At 73.2% G+C, this 24,139-nt stretch carries 22 protein-coding genes; 8 read left to right on the top strand and 14 right to left on the bottom strand.

The annotated features are described in order from the left end of the window. Positions 1–125: 125 nt before the first annotated feature. From ACWF79_RS07365 to ACWF79_RS07390, 6 genes are all read right to left on the bottom strand, one after another. Positions 126–1,229, bottom strand: coding sequence for an RNA polymerase sigma factor (locus ACWF79_RS07365; protein WP_453727073.1), 1,104 nt, complete (start codon positions 1,227–1,229; stop codon positions 126–128). Positions 1,230–1,380: 151 nt separating this feature from the next. Then, positions 1,381–3,306 (bottom strand): DNA primase, encoded by a 1,926-nt coding sequence (dnaG, locus tag ACWF79_RS07370; protein ID WP_453727074.1) that lies wholly within the window; start codon positions 3,304–3,306, stop codon positions 1,381–1,383. Between the two features lie 22 nt (positions 3,307–3,328). Then, positions 3,329–4,591 (bottom strand): NAD(P)/FAD-dependent oxidoreductase, encoded by a 1,263-nt coding sequence (locus ACWF79_RS07375; protein WP_453727075.1) that lies wholly within the window; start codon positions 4,589–4,591, stop codon positions 3,329–3,331. Between the two features lie 146 nt (positions 4,592–4,737). Beyond that, entirely contained in the window at positions 4,738–6,048 is a 1,311-nt protein-coding gene (locus tag ACWF79_RS07380) for a deoxyguanosinetriphosphate triphosphohydrolase (RefSeq protein WP_453727076.1), read from the bottom strand. 103 nt (positions 6,049–6,151) lie between these two features. Then, positions 6,152–7,192, bottom strand: coding sequence for a sirohydrochlorin chelatase (locus ACWF79_RS07385; RefSeq protein ID WP_453727077.1), 1,041 nt, complete (start codon positions 7,190–7,192; stop codon positions 6,152–6,154). Between the two features lie 89 nt (positions 7,193–7,281). Beyond that, the gene (locus tag ACWF79_RS07390; RefSeq protein WP_453727078.1) at positions 7,282–7,974 is read right to left on the bottom strand and encodes a hypothetical protein; all 693 of its coding nucleotides are present in this window, start codon (positions 7,972–7,974) and stop codon (positions 7,282–7,284) included. Between the two features lie 66 nt (positions 7,975–8,040). Between ACWF79_RS07390 and ACWF79_RS07395 the strand changes: the two genes are divergently transcribed. From ACWF79_RS07395 to ACWF79_RS07405, 3 genes are all read left to right on the top strand, one after another. Then, on the top strand, positions 8,041–8,769 hold the full coding sequence (locus ACWF79_RS07395) for an aquaporin (protein ID WP_453727079.1): 729 nt from the start codon (positions 8,041–8,043) through the stop codon (positions 8,767–8,769). A gap of 31 nt (positions 8,770–8,800) precedes the next feature. Continuing rightward, a complete protein-coding gene (locus ACWF79_RS07400) occupies positions 8,801–9,538 on the top strand; it encodes a SanA/YdcF family protein (RefSeq protein WP_453727080.1) in 738 nt (245 codons plus the stop codon). 152 nt (positions 9,539–9,690) lie between these two features. Then, positions 9,691–11,916: a molybdopterin oxidoreductase family protein gene (locus ACWF79_RS07405; RefSeq protein ID WP_453727081.1), complete on the top strand. Its 2,226-nt coding sequence runs from the start codon at positions 9,691–9,693 to the stop codon at positions 11,914–11,916. On the opposite strand, the gene ACWF79_RS07410 is transcribed toward ACWF79_RS07405, so the two are convergent. From ACWF79_RS07410 to ACWF79_RS07430, 5 genes are all read right to left on the bottom strand, one after another. Beyond that, positions 11,870–12,265, bottom strand: a complete 396-nt coding sequence (locus ACWF79_RS07410; RefSeq protein ID WP_453727082.1) for a gamma-glutamylcyclotransferase family protein — start codon at positions 12,263–12,265, stop codon at positions 11,870–11,872. The two genes, ACWF79_RS07405 and ACWF79_RS07410, sit on opposite strands and share 47 nt — an antisense overlap. Continuing rightward, positions 12,262–12,606 (bottom strand): divalent-cation tolerance protein CutA, encoded by a 345-nt coding sequence (gene cutA / locus ACWF79_RS07415; RefSeq protein WP_453727083.1) that lies wholly within the window; start codon positions 12,604–12,606, stop codon positions 12,262–12,264. Before cutA ends, ACWF79_RS07410 begins: the two co-directional genes overlap by 4 nt. An 81-nt stretch (positions 12,607–12,687) precedes the next feature. Beyond that, positions 12,688–14,640 (bottom strand): ABC transporter ATP-binding protein, encoded by a 1,953-nt coding sequence (locus ACWF79_RS07420; RefSeq protein WP_453727084.1) that lies wholly within the window; start codon positions 14,638–14,640, stop codon positions 12,688–12,690. After that, on the bottom strand, positions 14,637–16,370 hold the full coding sequence (locus ACWF79_RS07425; protein WP_453727085.1) for an ABC transporter ATP-binding protein: 1,734 nt from the start codon (positions 16,368–16,370) through the stop codon (positions 14,637–14,639). The genes ACWF79_RS07420 and ACWF79_RS07425 overlap by 4 nt, the downstream gene beginning before the upstream one ends. A gap of 15 nt (positions 16,371–16,385) precedes the next feature. Continuing rightward, positions 16,386–16,985, bottom strand: coding sequence for an NADPH-dependent FMN reductase (locus ACWF79_RS07430; RefSeq protein ID WP_453727086.1), 600 nt, complete (start codon positions 16,983–16,985; stop codon positions 16,386–16,388). 79 nt (positions 16,986–17,064) lie between these two features. On the opposite strand from ACWF79_RS07430, the gene ACWF79_RS07435 reads away from it, so the two are divergent. The 5 genes from ACWF79_RS07435 (at position 17,065) to ACWF79_RS07455 (ending at position 21,573) form a co-directional block, all read left to right on the top strand. Then, positions 17,065–17,835, top strand: coding sequence for an aminotransferase class IV (locus ACWF79_RS07435; RefSeq protein ID WP_453727087.1), 771 nt, complete (start codon positions 17,065–17,067; stop codon positions 17,833–17,835). 93 nt (positions 17,836–17,928) lie between these two features. Beyond that, positions 17,929–19,665, top strand: coding sequence for a right-handed parallel beta-helix repeat-containing protein (locus ACWF79_RS07440; RefSeq protein ID WP_453727088.1), 1,737 nt, complete (start codon positions 17,929–17,931; stop codon positions 19,663–19,665). Beyond that, on the top strand, positions 19,662–20,063 hold the full coding sequence (locus ACWF79_RS07445) for a hypothetical protein (RefSeq protein ID WP_453727089.1): 402 nt from the start codon (positions 19,662–19,664) through the stop codon (positions 20,061–20,063). The genes ACWF79_RS07440 and ACWF79_RS07445 overlap by 4 nt, the downstream gene beginning before the upstream one ends. Positions 20,064–20,323: 260 nt before the next feature. After that, a complete protein-coding gene (locus tag ACWF79_RS07450; protein ID WP_453727090.1) occupies positions 20,324–20,833 on the top strand; it encodes a hypothetical protein in 510 nt (169 codons plus the stop codon). Between the two features lie 122 nt (positions 20,834–20,955). Beyond that, the gene (locus ACWF79_RS07455; protein ID WP_453727091.1) at positions 20,956–21,573 is read left to right on the top strand and encodes a class F sortase; all 618 of its coding nucleotides are present in this window, start codon (positions 20,956–20,958) and stop codon (positions 21,571–21,573) included. Between the two features lie 3 nt (positions 21,574–21,576). Here ACWF79_RS07455 and ACWF79_RS07460 read toward each other — a convergent pair whose 3' ends face one another. Genes ACWF79_RS07460 through ACWF79_RS07470 form a run of 3 tightly spaced genes read right to left on the bottom strand, consistent with a single transcriptional unit; the run spans position 21,577 to position 23,948 of the window. After that, the gene (locus ACWF79_RS07460; RefSeq protein ID WP_453727092.1) at positions 21,577–22,359 is read right to left on the bottom strand and encodes a sulfite exporter TauE/SafE family protein; all 783 of its coding nucleotides are present in this window, start codon (positions 22,357–22,359) and stop codon (positions 21,577–21,579) included. Positions 22,360–22,396: 37 nt separating this feature from the next. Beyond that, positions 22,397–22,588, bottom strand: coding sequence for a hypothetical protein (locus ACWF79_RS07465; protein WP_453727093.1), 192 nt, complete (start codon positions 22,586–22,588; stop codon positions 22,397–22,399). Beyond that, entirely contained in the window at positions 22,581–23,948 is a 1,368-nt protein-coding gene (locus ACWF79_RS07470) for a ferredoxin reductase family protein (protein WP_453727094.1), read from the bottom strand. The genes ACWF79_RS07465 and ACWF79_RS07470 overlap by 8 nt, the downstream gene beginning before the upstream one ends. Positions 23,949–24,139 lie beyond the last annotated feature (191 nt).

Raw genomic sequence — 24,139 nt, forward strand, 5'->3', positions numbered from 1 at the left:
GGGTCACATGACGAAGGACGGCGACTCCTGGGTGCCGTCGGCATCCGAACGAGAGGGCCTGGGGAGTGTCCGGAAGGTATGGTCGTCCGCCCGAAGGGAGCCAGGCCGGACTTTCCGGACAGGACCTAGTCCAGGTAGCCCCGTAGTTGGTCTGCGAAGGCGTGGTCCCGGAGCTTGTTGAGGGTTTTCGACTCGATCTGGCGGATGCGTTCGCGTGTCACGCCGAAGAGCCGGCCGATCTCCTCCAGGGTGCGCGGCCTGCCGTCGTCGAGGCCGTAGCGGAGCTGGACCACCTTGCGCTCGCGCTCGCCGAGGGTGGAGAGGACGGCCTCCAGGTGCTCGCGCAGCAGCAGGAACGCCGCCGACTCCACGGGGCTCGTCGCGTCACCGTCCTCGATGAGGTCGCCGAGGGCGACGTCGTCCTCCTCGCCCACGGGGGCGTGCAGGGAGACCGGTTCCTGGGCGAGGCGCAGCACCTCGCCGACGCGTTCGGGGGCCAGGTCGAGCTGGGCGGCCACCTCCTCCGGGGTGGGTTCGTAGCCGCGCTCCTGGAGCATGCGGCGCTGGACCCGGATCACCCGGTTGATGAGCTCGACGACATGGACGGGGACGCGGATGGTCCGGGCCTGGTCGGCGAGGGCCCGGGACATCGCCTGGCGGATCCACCAGGTCGCGTACGTCGAGAACTTGTAGCCGCGCGCGTAGTCGAACTTCTCCACGGCCCGGATCAGGCCCAGGTTTCCCTCCTGGACCAGGTCGAGCATGGTCAGGCCGCGCCCGACGTACCGCTTGGCGACGGAGACGACGAGCCGCAGGTTGGCCTCGATGAGCCGGCGCTTGGCCATCCGGCCGAGGACGACGAGCCGGTCCAGGTCGAGCGCCAGCTGCGAGTCCAGGTCGGGGGTGCTCGCGAGCTTCGCCTCGGCGAAGAGCCCGGCCTCGACACGGCGGGCGAGCTCGACCTCCTCGGCGGCGGTGAGCAGCGGGATGCGGCCTATCTCGCGCAGGTACTGGCGGAAGAGGTCGGACGAAGGCCCGTTCCCGCCGAGGTCGACGCGGCGCGGGGACGGCTCCGGTTCGGGCGTGTCGTCGACGAACTCGGTGGGCTCCGGCGGATCGGCTCCTTCGGCCGGCTCGGCGGGGGCGGCCTCTGCGGGCGCCTCCGGGTGGCGGGCGGCCGGGCGCTGCCCGGGCACGACATCCGTCGGGGACAGGGTCTGGGTCTGCACGGGGGCGACCTCCAGGGTGATCGCTGCCGGTGCTCCGGGGGCTCAGGCACCGCTTCCCAGTGTGGGGTACGACACATCGCCGCCACGAGGGGCGTGCGGTGACTTTTTGAGTTCGGGAGGTGACCGAACGTCAGAGCGCCGCCAGGGCGCTCTAGAGCGCGGCGGCGCCGTTGGTGCGCAGGGACTGGGCGTACTGGGTGAGGACCCACAACTCGTTCTGGACGGCATCCACTTGGGCCGGGTCGCCGTTCGGGCCGAGGCGGGCCAGGGTGCCCTGGATGTCGCGGACGCGGCGGTCGACGGCGCGCAGCCGGACCGAAACGAGCTGGGCGCCCGCGTAGACCTCGTCGACGACCTTGGCGAAGATCGTCTCGACGGCGAGTTCGGTGACGAGCGCGCGGACGGTGTCGTTGGGGGCGGCCTCGCGGACGGCGGCCAGGAAGTCGGGGGGCGCGCCGGTGGCGCCGCCCGCGTCCTGGATGCACTGGCGGACGGCCGCGTAGGGCGGGGCGGTGAACTCGTCGGCGCCGTACGCGTCGAAGGCCGGGGAGACCAGTTCCGGGCGCTGGAGGGCCAGCTTGAGCAGCTCGCGCTCGGTTCGGTGGGCGGGGCTGCGCAGGTTGAGCGCGGGGCCGCCGGTCGCGGCGGGTGCGTGAGTGGTCTCGTAGTCCCCCGTAGCCCTTCGGGCACGGGAGGCGCCCCCATGCTGCGGGCTCGCCGGTGCCGGGGCGCCGCGGCCGCCGCGGTCGCGCTGCCAGCGGGCGATCTGGGCGACGCGCCTGACGACGAACTGGGTGTCGAGGATGCCGAGCATGCCCGCGAGCTGGACGGCGACCTCGTGCTGGGAGGCGATGTTCTTGATCCGGGCGACGATCGGCGCGGCCTCGTCGAGAGCGGCGGCCCGGCCGGCCGGGGTCTCCAGGTCGTAGCGCCGGACGATCTGGCGCAGCGCGAACTCGAAGAGCGGGGTGCGCGGCTCGACCAGCTCGGCGACGGCCTGGTCGCCCTTGGCGAGCCGCAGCTCGCAGGGGTCCATGCCGTCGGGGGCGATGGCGATGTACGTCTCGGCGGCGAACTTCTGGTCGTCCTCGAAGGCGCGCAGGGCGGCCTTCTGGCCGGCGGCGTCGCCGTCGAAGGTGAAGATCACGCGGGCCGAGCCGTTGTCCATCAGGAGCCGGCGGAGGATCTTGATGTGGTCGCCGCCGAAGGCGGTGCCGCAGGTGGCGATGGCGGTGGTGACACCGGCCAGGTGGCAGGCCATGACGTCGGTGTAGCCCTCGACGACGACGGCCCGGCTGACCTTGGCGATGTCCTTCTTGGCCAGGTCGATGCCGTAGAGCACCTGGGACTTCTTGTAGATCGGCGTCTCGGGCGTGTTCAGGTACTTGGGCCCGTTGTCGTCGTCGCGGAGCTTGCGCGCGCCGAAGCCGACGACGTCTCCGCCGACGTCCCGGATCGGCCACATCAGCCGGCCGCGGAAGCGGTCGATGGGGCCGCGGCGGCCGTCCTGGGAGAGCCCGGAGAGGATCAGCTCCTTGTCGGAGAAGCCCTTGCCGCGCAGGTAGCGGGTGAGGTGGTCCCAGCCGGCCGGGGAGTAACCGACGCCGAAGTGCGCGGCGGCGGCCTGGTCGAAGCCACGCTCGGCGAGGAACTTCCGGCCGATCTCGGCCTCGGGGGAGTCCAGTTGGTCGATGTAGAACTGGGCGGCGACCTTGTGCGCCTCGACCAGGCGGATGCGCTCGCCGCGCTGGTGGCCGGGGTTGTAGCCGCCCTCTTCGTAGCGCAGGGTGATGCCCGCCTTCGCGGCGAGGCGCTCGACCGTCTCCGAGAAGGAGAGGTGGTCGATCTTCATCACGAAGGCGATGGTGTCGCCGCCCTCCTGGCAGCCGAAGCAGTGGAACAGGCCCTTGCTCGGGCTGACCTGGAAGGAGGGGGACTTCTCGTCGTGGAAGGGGCACAGGCCCTTGAGGTTGCCGCCGCCGGCGTTGCGGAGCTGGAGGTACTCGGACACGACGGCGTCGATCGGGACCGCGTCCCGTACCGCCTTCACGTCGTCATCGTTGATCCTGCCTGCCACGCACGAAGTCTACGTGGGCGGACTAGGGGACGAGACTGTCCAACGGGACCGAGGGGTCGGCGAGGGCGTCGGTGTTCACCGGGGACTGGGCGCGGATGAGCTTCTGGATCGGCTCTGTGACGTCCCACACATTCACGTTCATCCCGGCGAGGACCTTGCCGTCCTTGAGCCAGAAGGCGATGAACTCCCGCTTGCCGGCGTCGCCACGGAGGACGACCTGGTCGTAGGAGCCGGGCGGGGCCCAGCCGGAGTACTCCATGCCGAGGTCGTACTGGTCGGAGAAGAAGTACGGGACGCGGTCGTACGAGACGGGTCGGCCGAGCATGGCGCGGGCGGCCGCCGGGCCGCCGTTGAGGGCGTTGGCCCAGTGCTCGACGCGCAGCCGGGTGTTCAGGAGCGGGTGGTGGGCGGCGGCGACGTCACCGGCCGCGAAGATCTCGGGGTCGGAGGTGCGCAGCGACGCGTCGACGGCGATGCCGCCGCCGTGGGCGCGGTCGACCAGGGCGAGGCCGGCGGCCTCGGCGAGGGCGGTGCGCGGGGCGGCGCCGATCGCGGCGAGGACGGCGTGCGCGGGGTGCTCCTCGCCGTCGTCGGTGCGCACGGCGAGGACCATGCCGTCCTGGCCGACGATCTCGGTGAGCCGGGCGCCGAAGACGAAGCGGACGCCGTGCTCGGCGTGGAGGTCGGCGAAGAGCTGGCCGAGCTCGGGGCCGAGGACCTGGTGGAGCGGGGTGGGCTCGGACTCGACGACGGTGACCTCGGCGCCGTAGCCGCGGGCCGCGGCGGCGACCTCCAGGCCGATCCAGCCGCCGCCCGCGATCACCAGGTGGCCGTTGTCTCGGCCGAGGGCGGCCAGGACGTGGCGGAGCCGGTCGGAGTGGGCGAGGCGGCGCAGATGGTGGACGCCGGCGAGGTCGGTGCCGGGGATGTCCAGGCGGCGCGGCTCGGAGCCGGTGGCGAGCAGCAGCCGGTCGTAGCGGATGGTGGTGCCGTCACCGAGGCGTACGGTGCGGGCCTCGCGGTCGATGGCGGTGACGGGCTGCCCGAGGTGGAGTTCGACCTCGGCGCGGGCGTACCAGGCGGCCTCGTGGACGAAGACGCTGTCGCGCTCCTCCTTGCCGATGAGGTAGCCCTTGGAGAGCGGTGGGCGTTCGTAGGGGTGGTCGCGCTCGTCTCCGATGAGGATCACCCGGCCGGTGAACCCCTCGGAGCGGAGCGTCTCCGCCGCCTTGGCCCCGGCCAGTCCCCCGCCGACGATGACGAAGGTCTGATCTGCGTCGACCACTTGATGCCTCCTCGTTGCGACCGCTTCTACGCTACGCCTCCGGGCGTTCGGCCAGCCGTTGCGCCTCGGCCCCTCAGCCGAGCGTCCCGCACGGAGCGTGATGGCGGAAGGGGGCGGGTTCGGGCCATGCCCCTGGCAGACACGGCCTAGGGGCGGTGGGTGAGGCGGGCGTGGAGGGTGCGGGCGGAGGCGTCGGTGAGGGAGGCGATCTGGTCGATGATCACCCGCTTGCGTGACCTGTCGTCGTCCGCCGTGTCGAAGAGGGCGCGGAACTGGGGGTCGAGTCCCTCGGGGGCGCGGGCGGTGAGCGCCTCGGCGAGCTCGGCGAGGACGATGCGCTGGTCGGCGCGGAGGGCCTCCTGCTCGGCGCGCTGCATGACGTACCGGTCGGCGACGGCCTTGAGGACGGCGCATTCGTTGCGGGTCTCGCGGGGGACGACCAACTCGGCGGCGTACCGGGTGAGGCGGCCGGATCCCCACGCCTGGCGGGTGGCGCCCTCGGCGGCTAGGGCGAAGCGGCCGATCAGCTCGCTGGTGGCGTCCTTGAGGCGGGCCTGGGCGACGGCCGATCCGTCGTAGCCGTGCGGCCACCAGTCCTGGTCGACGAGCCGGTCGAGGGCGTCGGCGAGCTCCTGCGGGTCGGTGTCGTGCGGGACGTACCGGCCGATGGCGACGGCCCAGATGTCGGCGCGCTCGGGCTCGGCGAAGAGCATGTTCGGGTCGATGTGGCCGGCGTGCAGGCCGTCCTCGAAGTCGTGGACGGAGTACGCCACGTCGTCGGACCAGTCCATGACCTGGGCCTCGAAGCACTTGCGGTGCGCGGCGGCGCCCTGCCGGGCCCACCGGAAGACGGGGAGGTCGTCCTCGTACACCCCGAACTTGGACGAGTCGGGGTTCTCGGGGTGACCGCCGCGCGGCCAGGGGTACTTGGTGGCGGCGTCGAGGGCGGCGCGGGTGAGGTTGAGCCCGACGCTGACGGGGCGGCCGGTGTCGGGGTCGGCGATGAACCGCTTGGTCTCGATACGGGTGAGCAGCCGGAGGGACTGGGCGTTGCCCTCGAAGCCGCCGCAGTCCTTGGCGAACTCGTTGAGCGCGACCTCGCCGTTGTGGCCGAAGGGCGGGTGGCCCATGTCGTGGGCGAGGCAGGCGGCCTCGACGAGATCGGGGTCGCAGCCGAGCGCGGCGCCGAGCTCGCGGCCGACCTGGGCGCACTCCAGGGAGTGGGTGAGGCGGGTGCGGGGGCTGGCGTCCCAGGCGTGGCTCCGCGAGCCGGGGGTGACGACCTGGGTCTTGCCCGCGAGCCGGCGCAGGGCGCTGGAGTGCAGCACACGCGCGCGGTCCCTCTGGAAGGCGGTCCGTCCTGGGCGCTTGTCGGGCTCGGCGGCCCAGCGCTCGGTGGCGGTGTCGTCGTAGCCGGGGGTGTCCGTGATGCCTGAGGTGTCCGCGAAGCCTTCCATGCACCGAAGGTAACCGGCGGGACGGACAGTGGGGGTGGTGGAACGGCTGTCTTTCGGCCGCGGGGTGGGGCGGGGAGTGGAACGAAGGCCGTAGCTGGAGGCCCTAGGCGGAGGCGAGTTCTCGCCAGGTGGGGACGGGGGCGGGCGTGGGCGCGTTCAGGGGAGTGGGCGTCGGGGCGGGCGTGGGGGCGGTGGCGGCCTGGTCGTAGCGGTGGAGGACCAGGCGGGCGAGGGCGGGGTGGGCGCCGAGCGGGGGCGAGGCGATCCAGGGGGCATGGGAGGTGGCGCGGGTCGCGAAGAGGCCGGGGGCGGTGAAGCAGGAGGCGACGGCGACCCGGTGGCGGCCCCGGGCGGCGAGCACGCGCAGCGCCTCGGGGACGGTGGGCGTGGCGGCGGAGGCGTACGCGGGGACGACGGGCACCCCGCCGAGCCGCTCGGAGAGCGCGGCGGCGATCCGGCGGACGGCGTCGAGCCCCTCGCGGTCGCGGGAGCCGGCCGCCGCGAGGACGACACCGGTGGAGCGCGAGGCGCTGTCGGCGGAGGTCCAGCCCGCTTCGGCGAGCCGGTCGGCGAGGGCCTCGACGAGCAGCGGGTGCGGGCCGAGCGGCGCGGCGACCCGCATCCGCCCGTCGGGGAGCGCGGCGGCAGCGGCCGGCAGGTCGTGCTTGACGTGGTACCCGGGCCCGAAGAGCAGCGGCACGAGGACGGCGTTGCCGGCGGTGCGTCGCGCCAGGGCCGCATGCCCGGGTCCGGGGCGGCCCGCCGTGTCCGCCGCCCCCGCGGGGGCCCCGGGCGGCGGGGCGTGGCCCTCGGCGGCGGAAGCCCCGGCCGTCCCCGCCGCCGGGGCGTGTCCCGCCCCCGCGAGGTCCGCGAGGACGTCCGTGAGGAGGGGGGCGTTCAGCTCGATGTGGGCGAGGCGGACGTCGAGTCCTGGGCGGAGTTCGCGGACGCGTTCGACCAGGTCGGCGAGGGTGGCGGCGGCGCGTGGGTCGCGGCTGCCGTGGCCGACGGCCACGAGGGTGGGGCGGGCACGGGGGACACCGTTCAGGTGGACGTGGCTCAACTGCGCGCCGAGCCGCGTCGTGATCGTGCCGAGCAGCTCGGCCGTGCTGTCGAACGTGCTGTCCCGCTCCGCCTCCGTCATGCCCCGATCCTGACCGCCCCGCGTTGCCTCCCCGTTGCGTGGGCGTCACGAGTGTTTTCCGTGGGCTCACGGGCGCCTGGGTCGCGCTGTCAGACCGCCAGCCAGATCCGGAGCGGGCCGAGCTGCTCGAAGCCCACGGCCAGCGCGGGCGGCAGGTCGTCGCCCGACTCGTAGCCGACGACGGCGTGGCCGTCCCGTACGAGGCCGAGGCAGCCGGACCAGGTCGCCGAAGGGTCGTCGCCGTCGGCGGTGAAGAGGTTCGAGACGCCCGTGACCCGGCCGGACTCGCTGAGCACCGCTCCCCCGACGATCCCGCCGTCCGTCCCGTGTCCCGCGACGACCGTCGTCGCCGGGTCGGCCAGCAGTTCGGTACGGAAGAGCGCCGCCGTCTCCGCGTCCCCGCCGCTCCACGCCGTCGCCCAGTCGGTGAGCGCCGCCGGGGTGCGGACCGCTCGCCAGTGGGTCCCGTCCGTCGGCGCCGGGACCAGCAGGTCGGCGGGGCGGTGGATCCAGCGCGCCTCGAAGAGTGGCCGGAACCCCTCGGCGGTCAGGTCGAGTCGGGCGAAGGAGTCCTTGACCGAGGCGCCGGGGGCGCTGCGGTCGATGTCGTCGAGGACGTCCCGTACCGACGCGTCGGCGGTCAGTGTCACGGCGTCCGGGTAGTACGGCGGGGTGCGGCGGGCGTTCGTCCAGGCGCGCGGGCCGAAGCTTCCGGGGTGGCCGTGCGCGCGGCACATCGCCTCGCACCACTCCGCGTTGTTGAGGGCCGCCTCAGTGATCATCTGCGGATCGTACGGCTTTCCCCCTTCCCCCCTCATTCTTTTATCTAGCGGAATATCTTTTCCGCTATGCGAATGACTCCCTCTTCCCTTCCCGGGCTCCCCCGGCGCGCCGTCGCCGAACTCGTCGGTACCGCGGCGCTGGTGGCCGTCGTCGTCGGATCGGGCATCCAGGCCGCCGCGCTCAGCCAGGACGTCGGGGTGCGTCTGCTGGCCAACTCGCTCGCCTCCGCCCTCGGGCTCGGCCTGCTCGTCGCGCTCCTCGGCCCGCTCTCCGGCGGCCACCTCAACCCGGTGATCACCCTCTCCGAGTGGTGGGCGAGACGGGGCGAGGCCGGCGCCCCGGGCAGACGCGAGGTGGCCGTCTACGTCGTCGCCCAGTTCGCCGGAGCCGTCGCCGGGGCGCTGCTCGCCGAGGCCATGTTCGGGCGGGCACCGGGCACCTGGTCCACCGCCGTCCGCTCGGATCCCCATCTGCTGCTCGGAGAGACGGTCGCCACGGCCGGGCTCGTCCTGCTCGTCCAGGGCCTGCGCCGCATCGACCGCTCCTCGCTCGCCCCGGTCGCCGTCGGCGGCTATCTCCTCGCCGCGATCTGGTTCACCTCCTCGGGCTCCTTCGCCAATCCGGCCGGGACGGTCGGCCGCTCCTTCTCCGACTCCTTCACCGGCATCGCCCCCGCCTCGCTGCCCGGGTTCGTCGGCGCGCAACTCCTCGGCGCCCTCATCGGCATCGCCCTCGCCACCGTTCTGTACGGCCGGAGCGAACCGAACGGCCCGCGTGCGCGTCGAACAGGGTGACGGGGCGGACAAGATCCACGGAGGTTCATCCATGCGCGGCCTGCGACGCGTACGCGTACCGGCACGGTTGAAGAGGGCCGCAGTCGCGCTGACGCGCGGGACGGCGCTCCCCCGCACCCCCCGGGCCCGCCGCCGCACCGTCCAGGCCGTCATGCTGGGCGCCGTCCTCGCCCTCGCGCCCGCCACCTGGACGCACGCCGTCGCCGACAGCCGGCTGCGCACCACCGCCGACGTGCCCGCGCAGGACGTCGCCGTCGTCTTCGGCGCCGGTCTGTGGAAGGGGCGGCCGACGCCGTACCTCGCGCACCGGCTCGACACGGCCGCCGAGCTCTACCGCGCGGGCAAGGTGAAGGTCGTCCTCGTCACCGGCGACAACAGCCGCGTCGAGTACGACGAGCCGGACGCGATGCGGACGTACCTCACCGAGCGCGGGGTGCCGGACGGCCGGATCGTCAGCGACTACGCGGGCTTCGACACCTGGGACTCCTGTGTCCGCGCCAAGAGGATCTTCGGGGTCGACCGGGCGGTGCTCGTCACCCAGGACTTCCACATCAAGCGGGCCGTCGCGCTCTGCCGGGCGGCCGGAATCGAGTCGTACGGCGTGAAGGTCGTCGAACCCCACGACTCCGTCTTCTACTACGGCGGCGTCCGGGAGCTCGTCGCGGCGGGCAAGGCCGCCCTGGACGCGACGCTGCGGCCCGACCCGCACTTCCTCGGCGAGCGCGAGCAGGGCGTGACGGAGGCGCTGGCGTCGGGCGGCACCCCCTAGGAGCCAGGCGGATCGTGGCCCCCCGGACGCCCCAGGCCGAATACCGAATCGCCGGCTCCTCACCCCCGGAGCGCCGCCCGGCGGAGCAGAACGCGCGGGACTTGTAATCCGGCGCGCCGCCTCCCGTAACACGCCCGTCGCACACTCGTCCCATGTCCGAGGCTGTCACCACCCCCACGCACTGCCCCTACTGCGCCCTCCAGTGCGGCATGTCACTGCGCCCCGCGGGCGGCTCCGTGGAGGTGGTGGAGCGCCCCGACTTCCCCGTCAACCAGGGCGCGCTGTGCGGCAAGGGCCGCACCGCCCCGTCCGTACTCTCCTCCCGGGTCAGGCTGACCGGGCCCCTGGTCCGTTGCCCTGACACAGGAGTCCTGAAGCCCGCCTCCTGGGAGGAGGCACTCGCCGCCGTCGCCGACGGGCTGCGCCGGACCCGCGCCGACCACGGACCCGATGCCGTGGGGGTCTTCGGCGGCGGCGGTCTCACCAACGAGAAGGCGTACACGCTGGGCAAGTTCGCCCGGGTCGTGCTCGGCACGTCGCAGATCGACTACAACGGCCGCTTCTGCATGTCCTCGGCGGCGGCCGCGCACCAGCGGGCGTTCGGGCTCGACCGGGGGCTGCCCTTCCCGCTGGAGGACGTGCCGCGCACCGGCTGCGTGATCCTCGTCGGCTCCAACCTGGCGGAGACCATGCCGCCCGCCCTGCGGTACCTGACCGAGCTGCGGGCGAACGGCGGGAAGCTGATCGTCGTCGACCCGCGCCGTACCCGCACCGCCGAGCAGGCCGACCTCCACCTCGCGCCCCGCCCGGGCACCGATCTCGCGCTGGCGCTCGGCCTGCTCCATCTCGTCGTCGCCGAGGGGCGGGTGGACGAGGAGTTCGTCCGGGAGCGTACGGAGGGGTGGGAGGCGGCCCGGGCCGGGGCGATGGCGCACTGGCCGGAGCTGGTCGAGCGGATCACCGGTGTGCCGGTGCCGCTCCTGCGGGACGCGATGCGGATGTTCAGTGACGCGGAGAGCGGGATGGTGCTCACGGCGCGCGGACCGGAGCAGCAGTCGAAGGGCACGGACACCGTCGGCGCGTGGATCAACCTCTGTCTGGCGACCGGGCGGGCCGGGCGGCCGCTGAGCGGCTACGGGTGTCTGACGGGCCAGGGCAACGGCCAGGGCGGCCGTGAGCACGGCCAGAAGGCCGACCAGCTGCCCGGCTACCGGAAACTGGACGACCCCGCGGCGCGGGCCCACGTGGCGGGGGTGTGGGGGGTGGACCCCGACTCGCTGCCGGGGCCCGGGCGCAGCGCGTACGAACTCTTGGACGCGCTGGGCGGGGACGTGAAGGCGCTCCTCCTCATGGGCTCCAACCCCGTGGTCTCGGCGCCGCGCGCCGCGCACATCGAGGGGCGGCTGCGCTCGCTGGACTTCCTGGCCGTCGCGGACGTGGTCCTCTCGGAGACGGCGGAGCTGGCGGACGTGGTCCTTCCGGTCACCCAGTGGGCGGAGGAGACGGGGACGACGACCAACCTGGAGGGGCGGGTGCTGATGCGGCGGCGCGCGATCACCCCGCCGGAGGGCGTCCGCACGGACCTGGAGGTGCTGCACGGGCTCGCGGGCCTCCTCGGGCACGAGAAGGGGTTCCCGACGGACCCGGAGGAGGTCTTCGACGAACTCCGACGCGCCTCGGCGGGCGGTCCCGCGGACTACTCGGGCATCAGCTACCGCCGCCTTCGCGAGGAGAACGGCGTCTTCTGGCCGTGTCCGGAGGACACGGACGAGTCCGCACAGGGCGCCGCGCACAAGGGCGGCTCGGCGCCGGCCGAGGCCGAGGCGGCCGGGTCCTCCGACGCCGAGGAGGCCAAGTCCGCCGAGGCCCAGGCGGTCCAGGCGGATCGTTCGCGCGACGCCGTTCCCCACCCCGGGACCCCGCGACTCTTTCTCGACCGGTTCGCGACGCCGAGTGGGCGGGCGCGGTTCGTGGCGGCCGCCCACCGGCCGGCGGCCGAGGAGACCGACGCCGAGTACCCGGTGGTGCTGACGACCGGGCGGGTCGTCGCGCAGTACCAGTCCGGGGCGCAGACGCGGCGCGTGGACGAGCTCAACGCGGCCGCGCCCGGCGCGTTCGTGGAGCTGCATCCGCGGCTCGCCGAGCGGATCGGGGTGGCCGAGGGCGAGCGGGTCGCCGTCGTGTCGCGGCGGGGGCGGGCGGTCGCGCCCGCGCGGATCACCACGGCCATCCGCCCGGACACGGTCTTCATGCCGTTCCACTGGCCCGGCGAGGGCCGCGCCAACACCCTCACCAACCCGGCGCTCGACCCCGTCTCCCGGATGCCCGAGTTCAAGACGTGCGCGGTCCGGGTCGAGCCCGCCAGTCCCCGCCCCTGATGAGTGGCCCGTAGGGGGTGCCGGCCGCCGCGAAGTAGACCCAGGCGCGGACGGCCGCCCCGTCCTCGACCCGTACCACCTCGCGCGCCGCCCGCTCGTACCCGGCGGGGAGCTCCACCCGGTCGAGTACGGCGAGGAGTTCGGCGTACGTGCCCGGCGCGGCGGTCACCAGGTCGCCGGCGACCAGACCCTCGCCCGGCACGACGTACGGATGGCCGGGGCCGTCGTACAGCAGAGCCCCGGGCAGACGCGCCGGTTCCTCCCGGGCCGTGCGGCCGAGGAGGAAGCGGTCGTGGTTGTACTCGCCGGGCCGCAGCGTGCCGTAGACGAAGAAGGGCAGTTCGGTCATTCGGCGGCAGCGGCGGCCGGGCTCTCGGCCGTCTCGGCCTCCAGCCACGCCAGGTACGCGGCCGAGGCCCGGACCACGGGGGTGGCGAGGACCTCCGGGGTCTCGTAGTCGTGCGCGGCGAGGAGGTGGGCCTCCAGCTCCGCGTAGCGCGCCTCCGTCGTCTTGAAGACGACCTGCCACTCCTCCTCGGTCTCGATCGCCTTCCGCCAGTGGTAGACGGAGGTGACCGGCCCGGAGATCTGCGCGCAGGCTGCGAGGCGGGCCTCGACCGCTCCGCGCGCGAGCTCCTGGGCCTTGTCGGGGCTGTCGGTGGTGGTGAGTACGGTCAGTGCGAGGGTCACGCGGCCCACCGTACTCACCGCCGCGCCGCCCCGCGCCCGCACGGCCGCCGCGCCCCCGCGCCGCGACCCCGCCCCGCGCCCTCACGCCGCCGCCGCGAACTGGGCCGCGTGCAGCCGGGCGTAGGCACCGCCGGTCGCCAACAGCTCGTCGTGCGTGCCCTGTTCGACGATCGAGCCGTTCTCCATCACCAGGATCACGTCCGCGTCCCGGATGGTGGAGAGCCGGTGGGCGATCACGAAGGACGTACGGCCCTTCCGGAGCGAGGACATCGCCCGCTGGATGAGGACCTCGGTACGGGTGTCGACCGAGCTGGTCGCCTCGTCCAGGACCAGGATCACCGGCTCGGACAGGAACGCCCGCGCGATCGTGATCAGCTGCCTCTCGCCCGCGCTGAGCCCGGCGCCGTCCTCGTCGAGAACCGTGTCGTAGCCGTCGGGCAGGGTCCGGATGAACCGGTCGGCGTGGGTCGCCATGGCGGCCTCGACGATCCGTTCGCGCGAGACGCCCTCCCGTCGCCCACCACCACCCTTGTCCGATGCGCTGCGCGCAGCCCCTTCTGATGGAACGCCGTAGGCGATGTTGTCGGCGATCGTGCCGCCGAAGAGCCAGGTGTCCTGGAGGACCATGCCGATCCCTGATCGGAGTTCCTCGCGGGACATCGCCGAGATGTCCGCCCCGTCGAGGGTGATCCGGCCGCCCGTGACCTCGTAGAAGCGCATCAGCAGGTTCACGAGCGTCGTCTTGCCTGCGCCCGTCGGACCGACGATCGCGACCGTCTGACCGGGCTCCACCGTCAGGGACAGGTCCTCGACGAGCGGCTTCTCCGGCTCGTAGCGGAACGCCACCTTCTCGAACGAGACCCGGCCCACGGCCTGCTCGCGACGCCCGGACGATCCGGCCGGTGCCGGGGACTCCTCCTCCGCGTCGAGGAGGTCGAAGACCCGCTCGGCGGAGGCGACCCCGGACTGCAGCAGGTTGGCCATGGCCGCGATCTGGTTGATCGGGCCGTTGAACTCGTAGGAGTACTGGATGAACGCCTGCACGTCGCCGACGCTCAGCGTGCCGCTCGCCACCCGCAGCCCGCCGACGACCGCGATCAGCACGTAGTTGAGGTTGCCGACGAAGGTCAGGGCCGGCTGGATGAAGCCCGAGATGAACTGGGCGCGGAAGCTCGCCCCGTACAGCTCATCACCGAGCTCGTCGAAGCGCGCCACGGCCGCGTCCCGCCGCCCGAAGACGACGACCTCCGCGTGCCCGGTGATCATCTCCTCGACGTGGCTGTTGAGCCGGCCGGTCACCGCCCACTGCTTCACGAACTGCGGCTGGGCGCGCTTGCCGATCCGGGCCGCGACCAGCAGCGAGACGGGGACGGTCGCGAGGGCGACAAGGGCGAGCAGCGGCGAGATCCAGCACATCATCACCAGCACGCCGACGAGCGTGAGCAGCGCCCGGACCATCTGGCTGAAGGCCTGCTGGAGGGTCTGCACGATGTTGTCGATGTCGTTGGTGGTGCGGCTGAGGAGTTCGCCGCGCGGCTGCCCGTCGACGTAACCGAGCGGGAGCCGGGCCAGCTTGGCCTGTGCCTCGGCGCGCAGCCGGTGCCCGGCGCGCTGGACGACGGTCGTGGCGAGGCGCTGCTGGACCCAGTTGAGCGCGGCGGATCCGGCGACGGCCGCGAAGGCGAGGGCGAGCGTCTCGCCGACCGCGCGGAAGTCGACGCCGGCCGTGCTCGCGGCGCCCGAGACCACGAGGTCGGTGGCGTGGCCGAGGAGCAGCGGGCTGAGGACGGCCAGGGTGACGCTCGCGGCCGCGGCGGCGAGGACGCCGAGCAGCCGGGGGCGGTCGGGGGCCATGGTGCGCAGGAGCCGCAGGCCGGAGGCGCGGAAGTCCAGGGAGCGTTCGAGGGACGGGGTGCTGATGCCGGGTCCGCGCTGCGGCACGGCGGGCCCCCGGCGCTGCGGGGCGCGCCCCTTGCCTCGTTCCACCGCTCCTCCCGGTCGGCGCTGCCCGGCGGCCTTCTCGGTGTCGCTCATGCCGCTTCCTCCTCGGTGAGCTGGGAGAGGACGATCTCCCGGTAGGTGGGGTTGGTCCGCATGAGTTCCTCGTGCGTGCCGCTGCCGACGGCCCGGCCCTGGTCGAGGACGACGATCCGGTCGGCGTCGCGGATGGTGGAGACGCGCTGGGCGACGAGGACGACGGTCGCGTCGGCGATCTCCTCCTTCAGGGCCTCTCTGAGCAGGGCGTCGGTACGGGGGTCGAGGGCGGAGAAGGAGTCGTCGAAGAGGTACACCTGGGGGCGGTGGACGAGGACCCGGGCGATGGCGAGGCGCTGGCGCTGGCCGCCGGAGAAGTTGGTGCCGCCCTGCGCGACCGGCGCGTCGAGCCCCTCGGGCAGATCGGCCACGAAGTCGGCGGCCTGGGCGACTTCCAGGGCGTGCCACAGCTCGTCGTCGCTCGCCTCGGGCCTGCCGTACCGCAGGTTGCTCGCGATCGTGCCGGAGAAGAGGTACGGCTTCTGCGGGACGAGTCCGACGGTACGGGCGCGCAGGGCGGGGTCCATGGCGCGGACGTCGACGCCGCCGACCGTGACCTGGCCGTCGGTGGCGTCGAAGAGGCGCGCGGCGAGGCCCAGGAGCGTGGTCTTGCCGCTGCCGGTGGAGCCGATGACGGCCGTGGTGCGGCCGGGGCGGGCGGTGAGGTCCACGGCGCGCAGGACGGGTTCCTCGGCGCCGGGGTAGCTGAAGTGGGCGCCCTGGATGTCGAGCAGGCCGGGGCCGAGCAGGGTGTGGACGGGCGCGGCGGGGGCGGAGACGGAGGGTTCGGTGTCGAGGATCTCCTGGATGCGTTCGGCGCTGACCTCGGCCCGCGGCATGTGCATCAGCAGGAAGAGGACCATCATCACGGACATCATGATCTGGAGCAGATAGCCGAGGAACGCGATCAGCGAACCGGCCTGCAGCGCACCGGACTCGATCCGGTGGGCACCGGCCCAGATGATGGCGACGGTCGACAGCTCCCAGACGATCAGCACGATCGGGAACATCAGGGCCTGCAGCCGGCCGACCCGGGTGCCGACCGAGCGGAGTTCGTCGTTGGCCTCGCCGAAGCGGCGCTGCTCGTGACGGTCGCGGACGAAGGCGCGGACGACGCGGATGCCGGTGATCTGCTCGCGCATCACCCGGTTGACCCGGTCGACCCGTTCCTGCATGCCTCGGAAGAGGGGACGCATGCGCAGGACGACGCTGCCGACGCCCCCGGCCATCAGCGGGACGAAGAGCAGGAGCAGCAGGGCGAGCGGGACGTCCTGGTCGAGGGCCATCACGATGCCGCCGACGCACATCAGGGGCGCCGCGACCAGCATCGTCAGGACGAGGACGGCGAACGTCTGGACCTGCTGGACGTCGTTGGTGGTGCGGGTGATGAGGGAGGCGGTGCCGAAGCGGCCCATCTCCTGGGCGGAGAAGTCCTGGACCCGGCGGAAGGCGGCGGCGCGCACGTCACGGGCGACGCCCATGGCGATCTTCGCGCCGAAGTAGACGGCCGCCGCCGCGGCGGTGGCCTGGAGCAGAGTGACCCCTGCCATCAGGCCACCGCCGCGGAGGACATGGCCGGTGTCGCCGCGCAGCACTCCGTTGTCGATGACGTCGGCGTTGAGGGTGGGCAGGGTGAGGGAGGCGAGGGACTGGACGAGTTGGAGGAGGACGACGAGGGCCAGGGTCCGCCGGTAGGGCCGGAGCCGGCCGGCGATGAGCCGGAGCAGCATGGTTCCGACCTCCCGTCAGGCGCCGAAGGGGCGGACGGCCTTGGCGTCCCGGAGGGTGTGCGCCCACCAGGCGAGCTGGTCGAGCATCGTCTTGGCGGCGGCGTCCGGGCCGGTGGAGTCCTTGTGGCGGCCGGTCTCGTCGAAGTCCCCGTGGGCGTTGGCGAAGGAGACGGTGTCGCGGATGGTCACGGCGTGCAGTTCGGCGAAGACCTGGCGCAGCTGCTCCACGGCGCGCAGGCCGCCGGAGATCCCGCCGTACGAGACGAAGCCGACGGGCTTGGCCTGCCACTCGCCGAAGTGCCAGTCGATGAGGGCCTTGAGGGAGGCGGGGAAGGAGTGGTTGAACTCGGGGGTGATGACGACGAAGGCGTCGGCGGCGTCGAGGACCGGGGAGACCTTGGCCAGTTCGGCGCGGACGGTGGCGTCGGGCTCGAAGGAGAGGGCGGTGGGCAGGTCGACGTCGGCGAGGTCCACGACGTCGACGGTGAAGTCGGCGCGTTCGGCGAGGCGGGCGCGGAACCAGTCGGCGATGACGGGGGCGAACCGGCCGGCGCGGTTGCTGGCGACGATGACGGCGAGCTTGAGGGGCGTGGAGTTCGTACGTGTGATGTCCATGCCGAGGATCCTGATACCTCAACCTTGATTGAGGTCAAGCGCCGATTTTTTCGGTCCTGCCCGGCATACGGTGAGGAACATGACGACACCTCCTCCGCACATCGAGATCGACGGCGTCCCGGCGGCCGATCCCGGGCTTCTCGCCACCCTGATGAGCGGCTTCGGCCACTTCACGGCGATGCAGGTACGGGACGGGCGGGTGCTCGGCTACGGCCTGCACGTCGACCGCCTCGACCGCGCCACGCGGGAGCTGTTCGGATCGGGGATCGACGGCGAGCACGTCCGCCACCTGTTGGCAGGCGCCCTGCGGACGGCGGGTCGACAGGACGCCACGGCGCGGGTGTACGTCTTCGAGGGTGACTCGGGGGGCGTGCGTCTCGTGGTCACCGTGCGCGAACCGGCGTCCGCGCCGGGGACACCGCGGCGCCTGAGGTCCGTCGACTACTGGCGCCCCGCGCCCCACATCAAGCACCTGGGCGGCTTCGGCCAGTCCTACTACGGCGAGGCGGCCCGCCGCGCGGGCTACGACGACGCCCTGCTGACGTCCCGGGACGGCGAGATCGCGGAGGGCGCGGTCACCAACATCGCCTTCTGGGACGGCACTTCGGTGATCTGGCCCTCCGCGCCCGCCCTCACCGGCGTCACCATGGCCCTCCTCGAACCCCTCCTCGGCTCCACGCGCCGCCGGGTGACCTTGGCGGATCTCCCGGACATGCGGGCCGCGTTCGTGACCAACTCCCGTGGGGTCTCGCCGGTGGGCGGGATCGATGACGTGGAGTTCGCGGTGGACGAGAAGCTGATGGGGCGGGTGTACGAGGCGTACGCGTCGGTGCCGTGGGAGAGTCTGTAGGGGCACGAGCAACTCTCTGCGCGGCGACGCGGGTTGGGGGCCCTCCGGTACGATCGATGATCCTGGTGGGCGACCGACATGGGGGGTCCGGGCATGGTCGCGCGGTACGTCGTCTCGCCTCGCGGCGGCCGTCGCGCGTACCCGAACATCGCGTCCGCGCTGCGCGCCGTCGCCGCCCGGGGCCGCCCCGCGCGCATCGAGATCGCGGCCGGGCGCTACGAGGAGAGCCTCGTCGCCCAGGGCGACGTCAGCCTGGTCGCGGCCGACGGCCCGGGTTCCGTCGTGGTGAACCAGCTGCGCGGGACCGTCCTGGAGACGTACGGCTCGGTCCAGGTCGACGGGCTCGTGCTGACCAGCCGGGACGTCGACCACGACGTCGTCGCCTGCGCGCAGGGCACCCTCACGCTCGACCACGTGGAGGTCCGCACGCCGGGCGGCGTCGGCACGCACGCGCGGCCGAACACCCGGGTGACCCTGCGGGACAGCGTGTTCCTGCACGGCCGGACGCTCTTCACCGCCTCGGCCGGGGCGATCGAGCGGTGCCGGTTCACCGACGCCGCCGACAACGCGGTCGCGGTCATCGAAGGCGCCCAGGTCTCCGTCCGCGGCAGCCGGATCGAGGGCAGCCGGATCCACGGCGTGCGGGTCTGCGACGCGCGCGCCGAGGTCGTCGGCTGCGAGCTGACCGGCACCGGGAACACGGCCCTCATGGCGGACACCCGCGCGGAGCTGGCCGTGGCGGACTGCGTGATCACCGCCGTGCACGCCGAGGGGATCATGTTCATCGAGCAGTCCCGGGGCTCCGTGGACCGTACCCGCGTCACCGACGCGCGCCACGGCGTGGGGGCGGCGAGCGGCGCCGACCCGATGGTGCGCGACTCCGTGTTCACCGCCTGCCGGGACACCGGCATCAACGTACAGACCGACGCGCGGGGCAGGTTCGAGGACTGCCAGGTCCTCGGCGCGCGCAACATCGGGGTGTTCTCGACCAAGGGCGGCGCGCCGGAGGTCCACGGCTGCCGCGTCTCGGGCGGCAACGTCGGCATCGCCGTCACGGAAGGCGCCCGGGGCCGCTTCACCCGCATCCGGATCGAGGACCTGACCAACACCGCGCTACGGGTCTTCGACCCCGACTCCACGGCCGTCTTCGAGGACGTCCGGGTGGACCGCTGCCCGGCAGGCCTGGAGGTCCGGGGCAACGGAGGCACCACCGCCGAGGTCACCCGGGCGGAGTTCCACGACTTCGGCCAGGCCGCGGTGGCCCTCGGCGGCCAGTGCCGGGTCACCCTCACGGGTGTCACGGCGGACCGGGGGATGCTGGGCCTCGGCGTCGGAGAGGAGGCCCAGCTGCGCGCGTTCGACTGCCGCGTCACACGGGTGAGCAGCGGGGGCGCCGTCGTCTTCGGCAGCGCGCGGCTGATCGCGAAGAACCTGGCCGTCACCGGCTCGGAGGCCCTCGGGCTGTGCGGGCGGAACGCCGCCCTCCTGGACGTCACGCACGGCGAGTTCACCGACTGCGCGCAGGTCGGCGCGGCCTTCGACGACGAGTGCACCGGGCGGCTCGTGGAGTGCTCCGTGGGCGGAACGGGAGACATGGCCGTACGCCACAACGGCCTGGTCGACCTGACCTCGCTGACCACGTCGCTGGCCGTGGTCCGCAACCGGGAGCCCGTCCCGCTGCCCCCGACGATCATCAACGTCATCAACATCATCAACCAGAAGATCATCACCGGCCCGACCATCCACGGCGACGCCAGCAACAACAACTTCGCGTGGGGCAACAACCACGTCATCCAGCACCAGACGACCAAGGACGGTCCACGCACATGAGCGATCCACGCGACGAACGCCACCACGAGGGGCCCGTGTTCCACGGCGCGGCCTCCCACAACCAGTTCGCCTGGGGCAACGAGACGGTCACCCAGAACCAGCAGGTCAACACCACGGTCGCCGAGGGCTACGAGCAGCTCGCCGCGCGCGTCACCGAGCTGCTCCGGCAGCTGCCCCAGGCGGGCCTGCCCGACGAGAACCGTGAGGACGCGGAGGTGGCGGCCGGCGAGGTCCTGACGACGATCACCCGCTCCGACCCGCCGGAGGAGGGACGCCTGCGCCGCGCGCTCACCATGCTCAGGGGCGCCCTGGAGCCGGTCGCGACCGGCGTCGCGGCCGGTGCGACGGTGGGGGCTCAGGCGTGGGCCGTGGCGGCGATCGAGGGCCTGATCGCCTGAAACCGGGTGGAGGGCGGCCGGGTGGGTCACCCGTTCGACACGGGCCGTCAGCTGACTCTCCGTAACCCGGCCTGACCTGCGTAAACACCCTTCACGCAAGGCGACACACCGCACCGGACGGAGTAATTCTGACCCTCCATCAGCAGGCGCGCGGGGCGCGCGGGGCCTTATCTCGGTCCTAGGAGGCAGGTCCCGGGAAGTCCCTCCCGGCAGGCCTGAGCCTCCCCGGCATGACCGCTCGCGCGCCCCGGAGGATCCCCATGCGCACCACTGCCCGCCTGCTCACCGGTACCGCGCTGACGGTCGCCGCGATCGGCGCACTCGGCGCCCCCGCCGCGTACGCCGGGCAATCCGAGGCCCTCGAGGTCTACCCCTCCTCCGCGACCCCCGGTACGACCATCACCGTCAACACCCTCGCGTGCGGCAAGCACGGCCGCGGCGTCGGTGACGCGCAGTCCCTCGGCGCGGGCGAGTTCCACCTGAACCCGAGCACGCACAAGGAGGTCGTGGTCGGCCAGTTCACGGTCCCTGAGCACGCGAAGCCCGGTACGTACTGGATCAGCGTCGCCTGCGACAACGGCAAGACCGCTCGCGGCGAGCTCGTCGTCAAGCACAAGGACCGCCCGAGCGGCCATGTCCGCACGGGTGTCGGAGGCAGCGTCGGCCCCGACACCACCCAGATCGCGGCGGGCGCGGCGGTGCTGGCCGCGGCTGCCGTCGGCGGTACGTGGCTCCTGCGCCGCCGGGCGAGCGGCGCGCAGGACGGCTGAGACGTACCGCACGTCCTGCCCCCGCCGGCGCGCCCGTACGCGGCCCGGCGGGGGCAGGGCCACACCCTCAGGGCCGCCCCTCAGGGCCACACCCTGGGGGCCACACCTCGGAGGAACGCACCGTGAGCAGCAGGAGCAAGGGGTGGGGCGTGGCCGCCGCCGCGTGCGTCGGGATCTGGCTCGTCCAGAACGGCTCGGAGCACGTCACCCCGCCGGTCCCGACCGCCGCGCAGGCGTTCGCGGCAGGCCCGAACGAGCACACGACCGCCGCCGCCGACCCGCTGCCGCCGTCCGCGCCCGTCCGGCTCCGCATCCCCGAGATCGACGTCGACACGCCGATGACGGGGCTCGGCATCGGCCCGGACGGCGCCCTCGACGTCCCGCCCGCGGACGACCGCAACCTGGCCGGCTGGTACGAGGACGGCACCCCTCCCGGCGCCGAGGGCACCGCGATCGTCGCCGGCCATGTCGACAACGCGCGGGGCCCGGCCGTCTTCTACGCGCTCGGCGCGCTCAAGAAGGGCAACCGGATCGAGGTGGACCGGCAGGACGGCCGGACCGCCGTGTTCACGATCGACGCCGTCGAGGTGTACGAGAACGAGGACTTCCCCGACGAGAAGGTCTACGGGGAGACGGACCGGGCCGAGATCCGGGTCATCACGTGCGGCGGAAGCTTCTCCAAGAAGTCCGGCTACCAGGGGAACGTGGTCGCCTTCGGCCACCTCATCGGGGTGCGGTAGCCCCTACGACCACTGGTCGAAGGCGAGCTTGGCGACCAGCGAGAAGACGACGAACAGCAGCACGCCCCGGACGAACTCGGCGCCCTTGCTCAGCGCCATCCGCGCCCCGATCATCCCGCCCGCGAGGTTGAAGACCGCCATGACCGCCGCGAGCTGCCAGAGCACGCTGCCCTGGTACGCGAACATCGCGAGCGCCCCCGCGTTGGTGCAGACGTTGACGATCTTGGCGGTGGCTGAGGCGGTCACCAGGTCGAGATGGAGGACGGCGGTCAGCGCGAGGACGAGGAACGTGCCGGTGCCCGGCCCGAACAGGCCGTCGTAGAACCCGATCCCGCCGCCGACCAGCACGATCGCGGTGACGATCCGCGCCCGGCCGACGGGCGCCTTCTCCCCCTCGCCCTGCGTGCCGAAGGACGGCCGCAGCATCACGAACGCGGCGACACCGAGCAGCACCACCATGATCACCGGACGCAGCACGTCGCTGCTGATCCCGGCCGCGAAGAACGCGCCGCCCATGGATCCCGCCAGGGCCGCAAGACCGATCCGTACCGCCGTCCTCACCTGCACGGGCGCCTTGCGGACGTACGTGACGGCGGCGCCGGTCGTGCCGACGATCGCCACGGCCTTGTTGGTGCCGAGGATCTGCGCGGCCGGGACGTGCGGCAGCCCGAGCAGCAGCGCGGGCAGCAGCAACAGCCCTCCCCCGCCGACCACGGCGTCGATCCAGCCGGCCACGAGAGCGGCGGCGCAGAGCAGGACGAGCGTGGTCAGGGATATGTCAGGCATGTTCGCGAGCCTAGGGAGACGATGGGTGTGCCGTCCATCAATCTCTGGAGAGTTGAGCTACGTCTGAGGTTGTGTGGACCGGCTCCCGGTCGGGCGCGGGCGGCGCGGCCGGGTCGACGGCGACCGTGAGGAAGGTCGCGGCGAGGGCCCCGACACCGAGGATCCCGACGGCGAGCTGTCTGCGGGCACGGTCGGCGGGGGTGACGCGCCGGGCGCGGTGCTTACTCATGGCTGAAGTCCTCGGTGTGGATGCGGCGGGCCGGCACCCCGGCCCGGACGAGCGAGTCGGTGGCGGCCCTGGCCATGGCGGGCGGTCCGCAGAGGTAGACGTCGTGGCCGGCGAGGCCGGGGACGAGATTGCGCAGAGCCTGCGGGGCGAGGGGGTCGAAGGAGGCGTCGGACGGGCCGAGGAGGTAGTGGAGGGCGGCCTGCCGCGCGTGGGCGATGCGCTCCAGCTCCTCGCGCAGGACGAGCCCGTCCGCGTCGGAGGCCCGGTACAGCAGCGTGACGTCTCCGGGGCCGCCGGGCAGGGTCTCGAACAGGGCCCGCAGCGGGGTGATGCCCACGCCCCCGGCGAGCAGCAGGACCTTCCGGCGGGTGCGGCGGTGCGCGGTGAGCGCGCCGAACGGTCCGGTGGCGAGGACCCGGGTGCCGGGGCGCAGGCGCCGGATCCGGCGGGTGTGGTCGCCCAGCGCCTTGACGGTGATGCGCAGGGTGTCGTCGTGGACGGGCGCGGAGAGGGAGAACGGCAGCGCGGTCCGCCAGAGCCTGCGGGTCAGGAACCGCCAGCGGAAGAACTGCCCCGGTTCGGCGCACAGCAGGGCGAGCCCGGTGCCCTTGACGATCACCGAGACGACGCCCGGCCCCTCGTCGCGTACCTCGGCGACCCGGAGGGTGTGGCGGAGGGCCTGCCGGACGGGGACGACGATCCGGTACCAGACGAGGACCACGGCGACGGTCGCGTGCGCCATGGACCAGGCCCAGAGCGCGAGCACGCTTCCGGTGAGGTCGGGCCCCGCGAGCTGGTGCACGAAGCCGAGGGCGGCGGCGAGATGGCTGAGCAGGTGGAGCGCCCGCCACGTCTCGTGCCGCAGCCGCCGCCGGGCGGCCCGGGCCGAGGTCACCCCGACGGCGACGAAGAGCGCGGTACCGGCGGTGGCGGCGGCGAGCGCGGGGTAGGAGAGGAGGCCGCCGGCGGCGGTGACGAGGTCGGTACGGGTGTGCACGGCGTAGCCGCAGAGCGCGAGCACCGCGTGCGCCCCGACGAGCCCGAGTACGTACCGCCCACCGGCCGCGTGCCACCGTGCGAGCCGGTCGGCCCCGACCCCGTGCTCGACGGCGGGCACCCGCGCCATCAGGAGCAACATGACCAGGACGCCGTACCCGGCGAGCAGCCCGGTGAGATGGGCCCCGGCGGCGAACACGGCGTCGAGCCGGGCGGAGGGGTGGACCTGCACGCCCCAGAGGAGGGCGACACTCCCGGCCCCGCCGAGGACGGCGTTACGGAGCAGGTCGGGCTCCACCCGGACGTTGTGCCCACCACCGGGCCGCACCCGGCCCCCCACCCGTTCCTGCACCTCAGTCGTCACGAGACCCGACCCTAGGGTCCCGGAGGTATACGAAACCCCAGCTCAGCCCGGTACGCGGGATCCTTAAGGCCCCCTTGAGGACCGCCTCACCGCCGGTTAACCCTCACACGGCGAACCCCGGGGAGCGGAGATCAGCGTTCCCCAGGCGAAACAGTCGGGTCCCCCCTGGGTAACACCCAAGCCGCACGCTT

It is taken from the genome of Streptomyces sp. NPDC054975 (genome assembly GCF_053609105.1).